This is a genomic window from Sphingobacterium chuzhouense (genome assembly GCF_014692525.1).
GTDB classification, from domain to species: Bacteria; Bacteroidota; Bacteroidia; order Sphingobacteriales; family Sphingobacteriaceae; genus Sphingobacterium; species Sphingobacterium chuzhouense.
The window spans coordinates 772506-788777 of record NZ_JACNYL010000003.1; the positions used below are offsets into that span (position 1 = coordinate 772506).

At 40.1% G+C, this 16272-nt stretch carries 15 protein-coding genes and 1 tRNA gene; 9 read left to right on the forward strand and 7 right to left on the reverse strand.

Features of this window, described 5'->3' with window-relative positions; all coding sequences use genetic code 11:
• Positions 1 to 238: 238 nt before the first annotated feature.
• The 5 genes from H8B21_RS15395 to serC form a co-directional block, all read right to left on the reverse strand.
• Positions 239 to 311, reverse strand: a tRNA-Lys gene (locus tag H8B21_RS15395).
• A gap of 113 nt (positions 312 to 424) precedes the next feature.
• The gene (gene lysA / locus H8B21_RS15400; RefSeq protein ID WP_380907442.1) at positions 425 to 1600 is read right to left on the reverse strand and encodes a diaminopimelate decarboxylase; all 1176 of its coding nucleotides are present in this window, start codon (positions 1598 to 1600) and stop codon (positions 425 to 427) included.
• A gap of 20 nt (positions 1601 to 1620) precedes the next feature.
• A complete protein-coding gene (locus tag H8B21_RS15405) occupies positions 1621 to 2934 on the reverse strand; it encodes an aspartate kinase (protein WP_190314634.1) in 1314 nt (437 codons plus the stop codon).
• A 242-nt stretch (positions 2935 to 3176) separates the two neighbouring features.
• On the reverse strand, positions 3177 to 4124 hold the full coding sequence (locus H8B21_RS15410; RefSeq protein ID WP_190314635.1) for a D-2-hydroxyacid dehydrogenase: 948 nt from the start codon (positions 4122 to 4124) through the stop codon (positions 3177 to 3179).
• Positions 4125 to 4139: 15 nt separating this feature from the next.
• A complete protein-coding gene (gene serC / locus H8B21_RS15415) occupies positions 4140 to 5210 on the reverse strand; it encodes a 3-phosphoserine/phosphohydroxythreonine transaminase (protein WP_190314822.1) in 1071 nt (356 codons plus the stop codon).
• 300 nt (positions 5211 to 5510) lie between these two features.
• Here serC and gyrA point away from each other — a divergent pair, with 300 nt between their 5' ends.
• From gyrA to H8B21_RS15430, 3 genes are read left to right on the forward strand one after another with little or no spacing between them, the layout of a single operon-like run.
• A complete protein-coding gene (gyrA, locus tag H8B21_RS15420) occupies positions 5511 to 8072 on the forward strand; it encodes a DNA gyrase subunit A (protein WP_190314636.1) in 2562 nt (853 codons plus the stop codon).
• Positions 8050 to 9180 carry a tetratricopeptide repeat protein gene (locus tag H8B21_RS15425; protein ID WP_223815064.1) on the forward strand — a complete coding sequence of 377 codons (1131 nt, stop codon included), beginning with the start codon at positions 8050 to 8052 and terminating at the stop codon, positions 9178 to 9180. Before gyrA ends, H8B21_RS15425 begins: the two co-directional genes overlap by 23 nt.
• Before the next feature lie 2 nt (positions 9181 to 9182).
• A complete protein-coding gene (locus H8B21_RS15430) occupies positions 9183 to 10355 on the forward strand; it encodes a tetratricopeptide repeat protein (RefSeq protein ID WP_190314637.1) in 1173 nt (390 codons plus the stop codon).
• A gap of 59 nt (positions 10356 to 10414) precedes the next feature.
• Here the strand turns inward: H8B21_RS15430 and H8B21_RS15435 are convergent, their stop codons facing one another.
• Positions 10415 to 10909, reverse strand: coding sequence for a lipocalin-like domain-containing protein (locus H8B21_RS15435; protein WP_190314638.1), 495 nt, complete (start codon positions 10907 to 10909; stop codon positions 10415 to 10417).
• 123 nt (positions 10910 to 11032) lie between these two features.
• Here H8B21_RS15435 and H8B21_RS15440 point away from each other — a divergent pair, with 123 nt between their 5' ends.
• From H8B21_RS15440 to rplI, 4 genes are all read left to right on the forward strand, one after another.
• Positions 11033 to 11914, forward strand: coding sequence for a cupin-like domain-containing protein (locus tag H8B21_RS15440; protein WP_190314639.1), 882 nt, complete (start codon positions 11033 to 11035; stop codon positions 11912 to 11914).
• A 113-nt stretch (positions 11915 to 12027) separates the two neighbouring features.
• The gene (gene rpsF, locus H8B21_RS15445; RefSeq protein WP_165295821.1) at positions 12028 to 12396 is read left to right on the forward strand and encodes a 30S ribosomal protein S6; all 369 of its coding nucleotides are present in this window, start codon (positions 12028 to 12030) and stop codon (positions 12394 to 12396) included.
• On the forward strand, positions 12396 to 12659 hold the full coding sequence (gene rpsR / locus H8B21_RS15450; protein WP_148920887.1) for a 30S ribosomal protein S18: 264 nt from the start codon (positions 12396 to 12398) through the stop codon (positions 12657 to 12659). Before rpsF ends, rpsR begins: the two co-directional genes overlap by 1 nt.
• A gap of 12 nt (positions 12660 to 12671) precedes the next feature.
• Complete coding sequence (gene rplI / locus H8B21_RS15455) at positions 12672 to 13115, forward strand: 50S ribosomal protein L9 (RefSeq protein ID WP_190314640.1); 444 nt, start codon at positions 12672 to 12674, stop codon at positions 13113 to 13115.
• A gap of 54 nt (positions 13116 to 13169) precedes the next feature.
• Here rplI and glmM read toward each other — a convergent pair whose 3' ends face one another.
• The gene (gene glmM, locus H8B21_RS15460; protein WP_190314641.1) at positions 13170 to 14552 is read right to left on the reverse strand and encodes a phosphoglucosamine mutase; all 1383 of its coding nucleotides are present in this window, start codon (positions 14550 to 14552) and stop codon (positions 13170 to 13172) included.
• Positions 14553 to 14757: 205 nt separating this feature from the next.
• On the opposite strand from glmM, the gene H8B21_RS15465 reads away from it, so the two are divergent.
• Together H8B21_RS15465 and H8B21_RS15470 are read left to right on the forward strand one after the other, a co-directional pair.
• Positions 14758 to 15357: a phosphatase PAP2 family protein gene (locus H8B21_RS15465; protein ID WP_190314642.1), complete on the forward strand. Its 600-nt coding sequence runs from the start codon at positions 14758 to 14760 to the stop codon at positions 15355 to 15357.
• Positions 15354 to 16160 carry a ZIP family metal transporter gene (locus H8B21_RS15470; RefSeq protein ID WP_190314643.1) on the forward strand — a complete coding sequence of 269 codons (807 nt, stop codon included), beginning with the start codon at positions 15354 to 15356 and terminating at the stop codon, positions 16158 to 16160. Before H8B21_RS15465 ends, H8B21_RS15470 begins: the two co-directional genes overlap by 4 nt.
• Positions 16161 to 16272 lie beyond the last annotated feature (112 nt).

Genomic DNA, 16272 nt, shown 5'->3' on the forward strand with positions numbered 1-16272 from the left:
AAAATGCGCTATTGAAAAATGCGGATGGAGAAATGGCAGATGACGATTTCCAAGAAGTAAAGAAATTGACCAAAGGAAAGATGGAGGTTTTGGAACGTAGATTAAACGACTTGGCCACTGGGATTGGCTCAGCCCCGCAAGGCTCCAACTCTTCCCTGAGCCTTCAAGAATCGAACCCTTGGGTCCTCATCCCAGCTATAACAAAAAAAGCAACCCTTTTTGAGTTGCTTTTTGTTTGTGATCCCGCTGGGATTCGAACCCAGGACCCATACATTAAAAGTGTATTGCTCTACCAGCTGAGCTACGGAATCTTACTTCTTATTCTGAAGCATCGCTTCGTCGTTTGAAGTGATGCAAAAGTAGGAATTTCGATTTAAAATGCAAACATTCTTTACCTCTTTTTTTCAGAAAAACAAAAACCCGTTCATATTGAGGGGGATAAATTTAATGCGTCACTATACAAATAGCGTACTTCATCCCGCAAATTGTAGCGCGAGGCCATAACTTCGCCATACGCACCTGCTGTACGGATAGCTATCAAGTCCCCTCTTTCCGATTTCGGTAAAGGTACTTCTTTCCCAAAACAGTCCGAGCTTTCACAAATCGGCCCTACAACATCATACTGAATAGTCGGTTCGTCATCTGTATCCACACGCTCTATTTTATGGTATGCTTGATACAGTGCCGGTCTCATCAGCTCTGTCATCCCCGCATCAACTACTAGAAAGTGTTTCTTTACACCACTTTTAGTATACAATACCTTCGTGATAAGCGATCCAGATTGCGCCACTAATGCACGTCCTAATTCAAAATGTACCTCTTGATGCGTATTCCGTTCCAAAAACCTGTCGAATATATCAAAATACGTCTCGAAATCTGGAATCGGGTTTTCGTCCGGGTGCTGATAATCTACCCCCAATCCACCACCGACATTCAACACTTTGATTTGCGTTCCACGTTCTTCAAACCAATTTTTCCATTCGTTTACTTTTACACATAAACTTTTGAAAACATTCATATCGGTAATCTGGGAACCAACATGGAAGTGCAAGCCCACCAGCTCTACATGCTGTGCCTGCCGGATAACCGACGCGGCGCTTTCCAGTTCAGAGGTCGGGACACCAAACTTATTTTCGTCGAGTCCCGTGGTGATATAATGATGTGTGTTTGCATCGATGTTCGGATTAATCCTTAACGACACATTAGCGGTAACACCCAACTTACCAGCCAACTCATTGATGACTTCCATCTCTTGAATCGATTCCACGTTAAAAGCAAAGATACCATGCTTCAACGACATGATAATTTCTTTGTCCGATTTACCAACCCCTGCAAATGTAATTTTATCAGCTGCGAAGCCCAGATCAATCGCCTTTTGCACTTCATTTCCGCTCACACAATCTGCTCCGAATCCTTTCGATTGGATCACAGACAACAAACGGTCGTTAAAATTGGCTTTCAGCGCATAGTGCACATGAAAACCCCGTTTATCCGCCGCACGTTTCGCTTGGTCCAATGTCTCTTCCAACAGATTTAGATCGTAGTAGTAAAACGGCGTTTCTAATTCTTTAATTCTTTCTCGCTGACTGTTATTAAACAACATATAATCTTTATTACAATCTAAAATAACCTATTATGCAAGGAACGAAGCGCTTCTGTTTTATGGCTGGTATCCAAAAGGATAGATACGTTATAATCCGATCCTCCATAGGAAATCATCCGCAAAGGAAGATGTTTGATTGCATCCAATACTTTAGCAGCATAACCATGTGTATTGGCACTAAAATCACCTACCACACAGACGATGGTCTGATCGCGATCTATGTGTACAGAACCGAAGTCTTCCACTTCCTTGATGATATCTTCCAGATTTCTGGTGTCATCTACAGTTAGCGAAACAGCCACCTCCGATGTTGTAATCATATCGATAGGTGTTTTATAGCGTTCAAATATCTCAAATATCTTACGTAAAAAGCCATAAGCTAACAACATCCGGGAAGAATGGATATGGATGGCTGTAATTCCATCTTTTGCTGCAATCGCCCTAATTTGTCCTTTGCTCCCACCCTCTTTGCTTATTAGCGTGCCGGCAGCCTGTGGATCCATCGTATTCAATAAACGTACGGGTACATTATATCGCTGCGCAGGAAAAACACTCTGCGGGTGCAAAATCTTTGCACCGAAATAAGCTAACTCCGCTGCTTCATCAAAACTAAGATTTGCTATCGGATGCGTTCCTTTTACGATACGTGGATCGTTATTGTGCATCCCATCAATGTCCGTCCAAATCTGGACTTCATTTGCTTGGATAGCTGCGCCAATAAGCGAAGCCGTATAATCAGATCCCCCACGACGTAGGTTGTCGATTTCACCAAACGAATTACGACAGATGTAACCTTGTGTAATAAATAAGGAATTATCAGGATATTCTGCCAATAAAGCAGAAAGCTTCTCGCCAATATAGGGTACCATGGGTTCGTTGTCTTCATCTATTTTCATAAAATCCAACGCAGGCAACAACACCGATGGAACACCAATTTCTTCTAAATGAAAATGAAACAACGTGGTCGACAACAACTCTCCTTGTGCCAAAATTATCTTTTCTTCGACGGGTGTAAACATCTCATTACCCAAGGAAGCGATATAATTGAAGTGATAGTCGATTAAATTCTTTCCCTTTCCGAGTCCTTGCTCTGTCGTGAAAAGCTCCTTAATTAACTCCTCGTACTTAGCTTTATGTTGTTTGATTAGATCTAATGCCTCCTCTGTTTTTCCAGCTAAAAAAGCATGTCCTATCTCTACCAAAGCATTGGTTGTACCGGCCACCGCCGACAGAACGACAATCTGGCGCTCCGTAGGGTCTATAATCTCCAACAACCCTTTAATACGTTGGGCACTTCCCACCGATGTGCCACCAAATTTTAAAATTTTCATTATAATGATTATCTATGAGTGTTAAGTCATCAATTTGTATAGATGAGCTCGTTACACTCGGTTTGTTTTTTTAAGGGCAATAAAGCTTGCATAAATTCATGTTCTTCCGTTTATGGTAATTTATGCAGGTTTCATTAGAATAAATTGTGTTTTAAAAACTTGTAAATGTAATTATTTTACACAAAAAAGCGGCACAAATGCTTTTCATTGCTTTTGTGCCGCATATATTTTATGCGGAAGAATTACTTCTTCAATGCATCTATAAGCAGCGTCGCCAACTCGATACCGATTCGCTCCTGTGCTTCATTTGTTGCCGCTCCGATATGCGGTGTCAAAGAAATCCGAGGATGGCTCAAAATCTCTTGTCTCGGCGTTGGTTCATTGTCAAACACATCTAATGCCGCAAAAGATACTTTGCCAGAATCAAGTGCTTTGATTAACTCTAACTCATCTATTACACCACCACGAGCAGCATTTACCAATCCTACTCCATCTTTTAACAAAGCAAACTCTTCTTTTCCAATAGCAGGTTTATCCAAGAAAGGAACATGAAGTGTAATGAAATCAGATTGTTTTAATACTTCTTCGAAAGCCACTTGTTTCACAGGTAGGTCTGCTTGTACTCCACCGGTGAACGTCAGCGATAAGGATGACGGTCCGTCGAATAGATCGGTGTAGATAACGTCCATTCCCAATCCGAGAGCTACCTTGGCAGTCTCCCGACCAATCCTTCCAAATCCGACAACACCCAATGTTTTCCCTCTTAATTCCACACCTTTAGCGTAGGCTTTTTTAAGTCCCGCGAAGTTCGTGTTCCCTTCTACGGGCATCTTGCGATTGGAGTCGTACAAAAAGCGCACACCATTTAAAAGGTGGGCAAACACAAGTTCTCCTACAGATAACGATGAAGCGGCAGGCGTATTGATTACGGCAATACCTTTCGATCGTGCATAATCGACATCAATATTATCCATTCCTACACCACCGCGACCAATAGCTTTAATGTTCGGACACACATCAAGCAATGCTTGACGAACTTTAGTGGCACTGCGTACTGTAATGGCATCATAGGCCTGTAACTTTTCTGCAAGCTCTTCTTGCGGAATATGATTCGTATCTACCTCAAATCCGGCGTCTTCCAACAGTTTCTTACCCGCTGCATCAATACCGTCGTTTGCTAATATCTTCATTAATAAATTGTTTATCTATTTATTACTCAATTCTTCAAATTCTTTCATTACATCCACCAAAGCATTGATAGAACTAATACCCAATGCATTATAAATCGACGCTCTGAAACCTCCTACCGAACGATGCCCTTTAATGCCCACCATTCCACGCTCCTGTGCAAGCTTCAAGAAAGCGGCTTCCTGCTCTGGTGTATCCATAACGAATGTCACGTTCATCCGAGAGCGATCCTCTTCATTTGCTGTCCCTTTAAAATAGGGATTCCGTTCTATCTCGTCGTATAATGCACGTGATTTAATGATATTTTCTTGTTCAATTACGGATATACCACCTTTCTCCTTCAACCAACGCAGGTTCAACATCGATACATAAATAGAGAATACCGGAGGGGTATTATAAAGTGATTCAGCTTTTGCATGTGCTTGATAATCAAATATGGATGGCATGATACGTCCGGTTTTCCCTAAAATATCATTCTTGACAAGAACCAACGTAACGCCCGCAGGTCCCATATTTTTTTGCGCACCAGCATATATCAAATCATAGTCAGCCACGTTGATTACACGGCTCAAGATATCCGATGACATATCAACTACGGTCGGCAAATTAACATTGGGTTTTTCAAAAACCTCCGTACCGTAAATCGTATTATTTGATGTGTAATGGAAATAAGCAGCATCTGCAGGTACCGAAAACTCCTTAGGAATATAAGTATAGTTTTTATCGGATGAGGATGCCACAATCTCTACTTGCCCTATTTTTGACGCTTCCTTTGCAGCTTTTGTCGCCCAAACACCAGTATCCAAATAGGCCGCTTTTCCCCCTTCGGGCAATAGATTCATCGGAACCATGGCAAATTGCTGACTTGCTCCTCCTTGTAAAAACAAGACAGAATAGTCAGACGGAACATCCATAAGCTCACGTACCAAAGCCTCTGCCTCTTGAATCACTTGCTCAAATTCTTTGGAACGGTGCGATATTTCAAGAATAGAAAGCCCAGTATTATTGAAATCAATTACAGCTTGCGAAGCTTCTTGAAATACTTCCTGTGGAAGTATGCATGGTCCTGCCCCAAAATTGTGTTTCATCATGAATTTATTTTATGTGAATAAATGAACCGCAAAAATAGCACATTTTTTAATTTTCTTTATATTTCACAAACTTTTATTGACAAATAAATAAACATTTCTTTTGTTTTATAAAAAAATGACATATAATAAACGAAAATTACATGAAGTTTGTCGATACCTGTACTTTACTCACTGCTTCGTACCAGCATATATTTTAGACACCTGAACGCTCCATGATTATCAAAAAAAATCGTAACTTCGCATGCGATGTGTGAATATTTTTTGGGGACACATTAGTTTTATTGAAACCACATAAATATGGCTGAAGAAACAGAAAACGAAAACAATCTAGTACCTGCAAACGACAGAATCATTCCAATCAATATCGAGGATCAAATGAAATCTGCCTACATAGATTATTCTATGTCGGTCATCGTTTCTCGTGCTCTACCCGATGCAAGAGACGGTTTGAAACCTGTGCACAGACGTGTATTATACGGGATGTTAGACCTAGGTGTAACGAGTGGCAAACCTTATAAGAAATCTGCTCGTATCGTTGGAGATGTGTTGGGTAAGTATCACCCACATGGTGACTCTTCAGTATATGATGCCATGGTTCGCTTGGCGCAAGACTGGAGTATGCGCTACCCATTGGTAGATGGGCAAGGTAACTACGGTTCTATCGATGGCGACCCTCCTGCGGCCATGCGTTATACAGAAGCACGTCTAAAGAAATTGTCGGAGGAAATGCTTTCCGACATTAACAAGGACACAGTAGACTTCCAATTAAACTTTGACGATTCTCTACAAGAGCCTACTGTATTACCTACCCGTATTCCTAACCTTCTGGTAAACGGAGCTTCGGGGATTGCTGTGGGTATGGCTACAAACATGGCTCCTCATAACCTAACCGAAGTGGTGGATGGTACCATTGCCTACATCGAGAACCGCGAGATCGAAATCTCAGAATTGATGCAGCACATCAAAGGGCCGGATTTTCCGACCGGTGGCATTATATATGGCTATAATGGCGTAAAAGATGCTTGTGAAACTGGTAGAGGCCGTATCGTCATGCGCGCTAAAGCGGAAATAGAAACGCTTAAAAACGGGCGGGAATGCATTATCGTGACCGAAATTCCGTATCAAGTGAACAAAGCCAACATGATTGAGCGGACGGCGGAACTAGTCAATGAGAAAAAAATCGAGGGTATTTCCACCATCCGTGATGAATCCGATAGAGAAGGTTTCCGGATTGTATATGAAATCAAACGTGAAGCAAATGCGAATGTGGTTTTAAACAACCTTTATAAATACACTGCTTTGCAAACTTCATTTTCGGTCAATAACATTGCCTTAGTAAAAGGACGTCCGATGTTGTTGAACTTGAAGGACATGATCCATGAATTTGTGGAGCATAGACATGAGGTGGTGATTCGCCGTACCAAATTTGAGTTAGCGGAGGCGGAAAAAAGAGCGCATATATTAGAGGGATACCTTATTGCGCTTGATCATCTTGATGAAGTCATTAAACTTATCCGTAACTCCGATACACCGGAGGATGCACGCGTAGGTTTGATGAGCAGATTTGGCCTGACTGATATTCAAGCACGTGCTATCTTAGACATGACGCTTCGTCGTTTAACAGGACTAGAGCGTGATAAGATCAAGGAAGAATATGCCGAGCTCATGAAAACAATTGACTATTTGAAGTCAGTACTTGCAGACGAAGATCTGCGCATGGAGATAATCAAAAAAGAACTTATCGAAATAAAAGAAAAATATGGTGATGAGCGTCGCTCCACCATTGTACACTCTGCCGAGGATATGCGCATGGAAGACTTCATCGATGATGAGGAGATTGTGATTACTATTTCACATAATTCATACGTAAAACGCACACCACTGACAGAATATCGCCGTCAGGGACGTGGTGGTAAAGGTTCTATCGGTTCTACAACACGTGACGAAGATTTTACCGAACACATCATTACGGCCTCGGCACACAATTACTTATTGTTGTTCACCGACCACGGCCGTTGCTTCTGGTTGCGTGCTTTTGAAATTCCGGAAGGTAGCCGCACATCCCGTGGACGTGCGCTACAGAATATCATCAACGTGCCAAAAGAAGAAAAGATCAGGGCCTTTATCAAGGTTACTAATCTTAAAGATCAAGAATATCTTGAGAACAACTTCATTATCATGTGTACGAAAAAAGGTACAATCAAAAAAACGTCTTTAGAGGCGTATTCAAGGCCTCGTGCAAATGGTATAAACGCGATCAATATCAATGACGGCGACGAGTTATTGGAAGCATGTCTGACCACAGGAAACAGTGAGATTGTCATGGCGCTGCGCTCGGGACGGGCAATACGTTTCAACGAATCTACTGTACGTCCGATGGGAAGAACAGCCACTGGGGTGCGTGGTATTACGCTGGCTAATGACAAGGACGAAGTAGTTGGCATGATTGCTGTGGATAATTCTGAAACGACAGTACTTGTTGTTTCAGAAAAAGGTTACGGCAAACGTACTGATATTGAAGATTATCGCGTAACAAACCGAGGAGGTAAAGGTGTGAAGACTATTAATGTTACGGATAAAACAGGTGAACTGGTTGCCATTAAAGGGGTTACCGATGAAGACGACTTGATGATCATCAACAAGTCAGGCATCGTGATCCGTATCGGTGTCGACACTCTACGAGTGATGGGACGCGCAACACAGGGTGTGCGTCTGATTACACTGAAAGATACCGACGCGATAGCTTCAATTACGAAAGTAGAACGTGAGGAAGAAGAGGAAGTGGAAAGCAGTGATGATAATGCAGATGAAAATGGCGTATCAAATGACACAACAGATGCTGAAGAAAACGAAGAATAAAATGGGGTTAAGCCTACCCGCAATCGTTTCGGGTCTGCTATTATTAGGATCTGTGCAAACTTTTGCTCAATCCAACTATAAGGAAAGTAGTAATAGTTTTGCACGCTATACCAAATCCGGTGATATAAAAAACCTGGAGAGCGCAAAAAAATTCATAGACGAAACCTACAAAAACCGTCGTGACTCTAATAGCGCGCGCGTAAACGTCCTTCGTGCTATGATATATAGTTCCATGGCATATGCGGATTCTACACGTAGTATTAAAAATCCGAGCGACCCTATTGATATTGCTTACGAGTCAGTAAACAAAATCAGAAAACGGGATTGGGAAAACTATCCTGCCGAGTTTAATTACATCAAGCAGAATTTAGCCGCGTCACATATTTATAAGGCAAAAAAAGCGTTGGAAAAAGAGGACTACGCCGGCGCCTATGAAAGCTACCTAAAAGTACGGGATCTCAACATCCAAAATTATGATGTCACTTATAATCTTGCACTTTTAGCAGCACAAACCGAACAATATGCCGCAGCAACTGCCTACTACAATAATTTATTAAAGAGAGGCGATGCGCCTGTCGAATATTATCTGGAGCTAGCAGAGGTTCACAAAAAAAACGGAGACAATCAGGCTGTGCTGAATACTTTACACGATGCGCGCACGAAGTTTCCGGAAAACAAGCAGGTATTGATGAACTTGATCCAACTGTTTGCTCAGAACAATGAGTACAAGGCAATCGCTCCGATTATTGACGAGGCAATAACCCATGAACCGGAGGACATCGATTTGAATTATCTCGCGGGATATGCAAACGAAACCGTGGGAAATACGGAGATTGCAAAAAGGTATTATGGTAAGGTTTTACAACTGGATCCGAATAATTATGAAGCAAATCTCGCTTTAGGACTTATTTTTCTTAATAGTTTCCTGCAAGACACTGATAATGTAGAGGCACAATACCAAGCGCAAAATTTGTTATTAAAAGCAAACGAAATCCGTCCTTACGACGTTAATGCTTTAAAGTCTCTTTCGTTATATTATGAAAAATCAGGAGATCTCGCACAATTAGATCGTGTAAAATTATTATTGAATCAACTATCAAACAATTAGATATGAATATAAAAAAAGCAATATTATTTTCTTTATTGGTGGTAGCAGGAACTACTGCTTTCGCTCAGAGCGGCAACTTGCGAAAAGCAAAAGCAGGATTGCAAAAATTTCAAGAGTTACAAGGTGCCGGTTCACCAGAATTAGGCAAAAGTAGCTTAGAAAGCGCAAAAGAAGCGATAGACCAAGCTATTACGCATGACAAAACAAAAGATGACGCCGAAACTTGGACGATCTACGCTTTGGTTAACGCTAATTTAGCCACTTTAGAAAAGTCAGCGGAAGCAGCACAAGCAGCTGAAGAAGGTATTAAAAAGGCAACAGAGTTGGACAGTGACGAAAAAAACAAAGAAAATATCACGGTCGCCGGTCAACTTTTAGGACAGTTTAATTTTGGACAAGGCGCGGATGCGTTTAATAGCCAAAAATACGAAGAAGCTTATGCAGCTTTTGATCAAGCACTGCATTATCTTCCAGGAGATACGACGTTACTCTACTACTCGGGTTTGTCTGCTATTCAAAAGCAAGACTATCCAAACGCCATTAAAAGATATGAGGAATTGATCCCGCAAAAGGAGTTTTCTCAACATAAGTCGGTGATGATAGACTTACCTAAACTATACTTATCCGCCAAGGATACTACTAATGCATTGGAATATGCTGCTAAAGCAGCGGCTGAATATCCAGAAGACAACGACGCTTCTGTCCAAAATATCGAATTAAACCTTATGACCGGTAATGAGGATAAAATAATCAGCGATATCGAAAATCAAATAGCAAAAGATGCAAATAATAAAGCGTTGCACTACTATTTAGGTATTGCATATTCAGCATCAGATAATAATGACAAGGCCATCGAAGCGTATAAAAAAGCTGTAGAAATCGATCCAAATTACGTGGAAGCCAATAAAAATGCTTCAGCAACCATCATCAACGGTGTAAGGGATCAATTAAATGCCCTTAATGAGGACAAGACGTTATCTAATAACGATTACAGCAAAAGAGTAGAAGAACTTAAGGAGCAGATTAAAGAAGCCTTACCTTATCTTGAAAAGGTAGTGGAATTGGATTCGAACGATATAGATGCATTAAGAAGTTTGAAGGGCTATTATGACTTCCAACAAGACGAGGCAAAATCAGCCGAAACACAAGCTAAAATTGAAGCTTTACAACAGTAGTCTATCTATTGAAATAAAAAAAGAGCGTTTTTCAACGCTCTTTTTTTATGCCTAATTCTTTAAGCTAATTCCCTTAATAAATGTTCATCTACAAAGTCGTCAACCGAACGCCCCATACGTTGCCAAGTCATATATGAGTTAACAAATACGCCGTTGGAAAGGATAGGTTCAGTAGATTTAAGGTAAAGCACGTCGCCCTCGAAATCTATCTTCCGATGCTGCATCTGATTTTTCCAATTCGGGAATAATGAGCTTTCTATGCTATACGTAACAACAGCATTATTGTTATCTATTTTATATTTTCCAGAAAAGGCTATATATCCCTGTAAGGAAGAAGCCATTTCTTCCTGTGTAGCCATCATCTTATCGTTACTTTTATAGAGTAACCGTCCTTCTTTGGATATCTGTACGGCCATGTAGCCATCAGAAGAATACATAAGTATTCCATAAGGGTTCTTTCCCATTGGGAAAAGTGAATCGTCACCTTCTATAGGGACTTCAATATAGGATAAGAGTTTCCAAGTTCCTATTAGTTCGTTTTTTATTGATGTCATAATAGATGCTGTAGCACTAGTTTTTAATAGTAACGCTTTTCTTCTCAACTTAGTTTACATGAAGATGATGTATGATGAAATTTTGACATTTTTTTTGTTACTTTTAAACCATAAAAAAGAGCTATGATCCTATCGGAGATTGATATTGTGGACGATATAAGCAAGGAAGTGTTTTTGGAAAAATACTTCAAGGCTCAAAAACCCGTTCTTATTAAGGGGTTTGCAAAAAAATGGGAAGCATATGAAAAGTGGAATTTAGATTATATATATGACCAGGCGGGGGAACAAGTTGTGGGGCTTTATGACAACAAGCCAGCCGACCCCAATAAAGCCACAGATGAACCTGTTACCCACATGAAGATGCGAGATTACATCCGTCTCATCAAAACGCAACCTTCTGATCTACGGATTTTCTTCTATATCATCACGGATAAATTACCTGAATTACTCAAGAATTTTTCTTATCCTGATTTAGGCTTTAAATATTTCAAACGCATTCCGACACTATTTTTTGGAGGTAGTGAAGCGCGTGTGCTTATGCATTATGATGTCGATCTGGGAGATTTATTGCATTTTCAATTCGAAGGCAAGAAAAGGGTTTTATTGTTTCCCCCAGAAGAAGCTGCTTTTCTATACAAAGTTCCCCTTTCTGTACATACCATTTATAACGTCGACTATGAACGTCCGGACTATACGCAGTTTCCAGCATTACGCTATGCAAAAGGGTATGAAATTTTCATGGAACATGGCGATGCGCTCTTTATGCCGAGTGGTTACTGGCACTTTAATCGCTATCTAGAAGCGGGCTTCTCTATTACGTTACGCTCCTTCCCCAGTTCGTCCAAAAGGCTTTTAAACATGCTGAATGAAGTGTTCTTTATCCGATACACAGATAAACTTATGCGTAAGCTCTTCAAACAAAAATGGGTGAATTACAAACAACGAAAAGCTTTTGAACGAAGTCAAAAGGCTTTAAATGCTTATTTGAAACAATCAAATCCGTAAAATGTATCACGATGCATTTCTTTTTCTTTTCACTTTATCAAATAATTAGTTATCTTTGCACACTCGTAAAAAGTACGAGTATTAATTAAATTAAAACAAATTTATTAAACACAATGCAACAGTACGAATCTGTCATTATTCTTACCCCGTTGCTTTCAGAGGACGTAGCGAAAGAAGCAATCGCTAAATTCAAAAGCATCCTTACTGAAGGCGGAGCCGAAATTGTCGCTGAAGACAATTGGGGTTTGAAAAAATTAGCGTATCCAATCCAGAAGAAAACTACTGGATTCTATCACCTAACTGAATTCAAGGCTCCGGGTGAATTAATTCAAAAACTAGAGCTTGAATACAAACGTGACGAGCGCGTGATGCGTTTCTTAACTATTGCTTTAGACAAACATGCAATAGCTTACAACGAGAAAAAACGTAGCGGTGCATTCAACAAAAAAGCTGAAACTAAAACGGAGGAGGTAGCAAACTAATGGCAAACGAAAATATCCAATACGTAACTGCTCCTAAAGTAGAGGACAACCGTAAAAAATACTGTCGTTTTAAAAAGAACGGTATCAAATATATCGACTATAAAGACGCAAACTTTTTATTGAAATTTGTAAACGATCAAGGTAAAATCTTACCTCGTCGTCTAACGGGTACATCATTGAAATTCCAACGTAAAGTAGCTCAAGCGGTTAAACGTGCACGTATCGTCGGACTATTACCTTACGTAGCAGATTCATTAAAATAAGGAGGAAACGACATGGAAGTTATATTAAAACAAGATATTAAACACCTTGGCGAGAAAGATGATATCGTAACGGTAAAACCAGGTTACGGTCGCAACTATTTAATTCCTCAAGGATTTGCCAACTTAGCGACACCGTCTGCTAAGAAGGTATTGGCTGAGAATATTAAACAAGCTCAGTTCAAACAAGAAAAAATCAAGAAAGACGCAACAGAATTAGCAGATAAATTGGAAAGTATCAAACTTACTATTGGCGCTAAAGCTGGTGAATCCGGAAAAATCTTTGGTAAAGTAAATAGCATCCAAATTGCGGAAGCTTTGAAAACACAAGGATATGACGTTGACCGTCGTCGCATCACTTTTGAAACTGAACCTAAAACAGTTGGTGAATATATCGCTAACTTAAACTTGCACAAAGAAGTTAAAGTTCAGATTCCTTTTGAAGTAGTAGCTGAGTAATCTCTCAGACAATCAAATAAAAAATAAAGGGCTCGTAATCGAGCCCTTTATTTTTTATTTGATGATTTCTTCTATTTCGCGGATAATCTTCTGTGCGATAGCATCCGCAGCTTCTGATGTTGGTCCTTCCGAATAAATACGAATAATAGGCTCTGTATTCGATTTCCTAAGGTGTACCCATTCGTTTTTAAAGTCTATTTTCAGACCATCGATCGTCGTATATTGCTCCTCCTTGTATTTTTCTTCCATTTTTTGCAGTAGGGCATCGATATCCAAATCCGGCGTTAATGTAATCTTATTCTTCGACATAAAATATTGCGGCAAGTCTGCGCGATATGCAGAAGCCGTTTTCTTTAACTTAGCCAGATGGCTTAAAAATAGCGCTACTCCTACCAAAGCGTCACGACCATAATGTGAATCTGGATAAATTACTCCTCCATTGCCTTCGCCACCAATCACAGCGTTTACCTCCTTCATTTTCGTCACCACGTTAACCTCTCCTACAGCCGCCGCAAAATATTCCCCCCCGTGTTTAACCGTCACATCACGTAAAGCACGTGTAGAAGAAAGATTGGAGACGGTATTACCTTTGGTATACTCGAGAATATAATCCGCTACAGCAACCAATGTATATTCCTCACCAAATAGTTCTCCATCCTCCATCATAAATACCAAACGATCCACATCGGGGTCTACTGCAATACCCAAATCCGCCTTATTGCTCAATACAGCCTGAGAAAGATCTGTCAAATGCTCCTTTAAAGGCTCGGGATTATGTGGGAACTTTCCATTAGGTTCGCAATGTATCTTATAGACGGTATCCACACCCAATGCATTTAACAACGCGGGAATAAAGATCCCTCCTGTACTGTTCACTGCATCTACCGCTACCTTAAATTCTGCTTGACGAATCGCTTCTTTATCCACTAGCGGAAGTGCTAAAACGGCATCGATATGTTTTTGTAAATAGCTATCATCTTTTGTTTCCTTGCCCAATGCACCTACTTCCGCAAAATCAAAATCCAGACTCTCACCCAACGCCAGAACCTCTTTTCCTTCTTGATCACTAATGAACTCTCCCTTGCTGTTTAGTAGCTTCAAGGCATTCCATTGTCCAGGATTGTGAGATGCTGTTAAGATAATACCACCCGCAGCATGCTCCAAGGGCACAGCGATCTCTACGGTAGGTGTGGTCGACAATCCTAGATTGACTACATCTGCCCCTATCCCCTGCAGTGCTCCTACCACTAGATTACTAACCATTTCGCCAGATAAACGTGCATCACGTCCAACAACGATCTTTTTATTACCTGTTTTCTGCAAAAGGATTTTACCAAATGCCGACGTAAATTTAACAACGTCGATCGGCGTAAGCGCCTCTCCCGGCTTACCTCCAATTGTACCTCTGATACCTGATATTGATTTTATAAGTGTCATATTTCAAATTTAAAAAAGCTAATATATAAGCTCGGTGCTGTAAGCAGTCGTAAAAATAAGTTTATATCTTAAAATTTCATATAAAACTTTCAAAATTAAAAACGAAAGCTTACTTTTGTTGCAACATTGTATCATTTGATTAAAAGGCGATAATGTTGCTAATTATTCTTTACTTTTGAAGGATAATTTAAATAAGCACAAATCTATGTTGAATCAACTCATTCATTTTGACCAGGAGATATTCTTGGCCATTAATCAAGGATTAAGTAATCCTTTTTTTGATTGGTTGCTACCTATTCTGCGAAATCCATACACATGGGCGCCTTTATATCTTTTTCTGATTATCTTCTTCATCAAGCATTACGGTAAAATGGGCATATTAATCGTTGCTTTTACATTGGCCAATTTCGGTATTTCAGATGCGCTGTCGTCTCACGTCATCAAAAAAAATGTAAAGCGTGTGCGCCCTTGCAATGATTTGGTTTTTAAAGAAGAAGCCAATGTACGTGTACGTTGTGGTTCAGGATTTAGTTTTACTTCTTCTCACGCCACCAACCACTTTGCCATGGCTTTCTTTTGGATAGTACTATTCCGCAGGCGATGGAAACATACGCTATGGCTGTGTATAACATGGGCTGCACTAATAAGTTTTTCTCAAATATATGTAGGAGTTCATTATCCTTTCGATATTCTCTGCGGAGCTATTCTCGGCATCTTAATTGGGACTGGAACCGGCTATCTTTTTAAACGCTTTTTTCCAGACTTTTTCAAAATAAACCATACTACAGAAACAGCAACAACATGAGTTCGTCATTAATCGTCAGCATTCTATTTATTTCGGCTTTTTTAAGCGGATTGTCGGTATTCTTTGTCAAGAGGGACAACACAAGTTTACTTAAACTTATTCTCTCATTTAGCGGTGCTTATTTATTTAGTATTACCGTATTGCACTTAATACCCCATGTTTACATCAGTCAAAACACCAGTCCGGAAATAATTGGTTTGTATATATTGGGCGGTTTTCTCTTCCAGCTCGTATTGGAACAATTTTCTCAAGGTATTGAGCATGGTCATATCCACCATAGTGCACATAATGCTTTTCCGTTGGGCATTATGATAAGTTTGTGTTTACATGCTTTTCTAGAAGGAATGCCACTAGCCGCTGGCCATCAGGCAGAATTGGTTTTTGGTATTGCGATACACCATGTACCTGCCGCGTTTGCTTTGGGAAGCTTGTTACTTAATACACGACTTTCCAAAACCAAAATAACTACCTTTCTCCTCCTATTTGCCGTTATGACACCATTAGGTTTTTTGACAAGCAAAGGTATAAGTGAGGGCGAAATAGGCAATATAACACAGTATTTTGATAAGATCATGGCGATTGTTATCGGTATATTTCTTCATATTTCCACTACTATTTTATTTGAATCGGGTTCGGCAGACCACCATAAATTCAACCGGAAGAAAATGATTGCTGTTATACTGGGCGTATTAGTATCGTTAGCTAATTTCCTATTTGACGGACATGACCATCACCATCACGGGCCAGGTCATGATCACCACCACGATCATGAACATCATCACGATCACGACCATGATCATTAATTAATAGTTTTAACAAATACAGCCTTTTAGACCTTAAAATCAGTCTAAATTAACTAACTTTGGTGCACGCGTCAGATATTCCGGGAATAGGGATATAATTATATAATTTTTT

Bases quoted from the DNA above. Each gene is read 5' to 3' on its own strand.
- H8B21_RS15405 (WP_190314634.1), bottom strand. From the start codon at position 2,934: ATGAAAATTTTAAAATTTGGTGGCACATCGGTGGGAAGTGCCCAACGT.
- H8B21_RS15410 (WP_190314635.1), bottom strand. From the start codon at position 4,124: ATGAAGATATTAGCAAACGACGGTATTGATGCAGCGGGTAAGAAACTG.
- serC (WP_190314822.1), bottom strand. From the start codon at position 5,210: ATGAAACACAATTTTGGGGCAGGACCATGCATACTTCCACAGGAAGTA.
- gyrA (WP_190314636.1), top strand. From the start codon at position 5,511: ATGGCTGAAGAAACAGAAAACGAAAACAATCTAGTACCTGCAAACGAC.
- H8B21_RS15425 (WP_223815064.1), top strand. From the start codon at position 8,050: ATGCTGAAGAAAACGAAGAATAAAATGGGGTTAAGCCTACCCGCAATC.
- H8B21_RS15430 (WP_190314637.1), top strand. From the start codon at position 9,183: ATGAATATAAAAAAAGCAATATTATTTTCTTTATTGGTGGTAGCAGGA.
- H8B21_RS15435 (WP_190314638.1), bottom strand. From the start codon at position 10,909: ATGACATCAATAAAAAACGAACTAATAGGAACTTGGAAACTCTTATCC.
- H8B21_RS15440 (WP_190314639.1), top strand. From the start codon at position 11,033: ATGATCCTATCGGAGATTGATATTGTGGACGATATAAGCAAGGAAGTG.
- rpsF (WP_165295821.1), top strand. From the start codon at position 12,028: ATGCAACAGTACGAATCTGTCATTATTCTTACCCCGTTGCTTTCAGAG.
- rpsR (WP_148920887.1), top strand. From the start codon at position 12,396: ATGGCAAACGAAAATATCCAATACGTAACTGCTCCTAAAGTAGAGGAC.
- rplI (WP_190314640.1), top strand. From the start codon at position 12,672: ATGGAAGTTATATTAAAACAAGATATTAAACACCTTGGCGAGAAAGAT.
- glmM (WP_190314641.1), bottom strand. From the start codon at position 14,552: ATGACACTTATAAAATCAATATCAGGTATCAGAGGTACAATTGGAGGT.
- H8B21_RS15465 (WP_190314642.1), top strand. From the start codon at position 14,758: ATGTTGAATCAACTCATTCATTTTGACCAGGAGATATTCTTGGCCATT.
- H8B21_RS15470 (WP_190314643.1), top strand. From the start codon at position 15,354: ATGAGTTCGTCATTAATCGTCAGCATTCTATTTATTTCGGCTTTTTTA.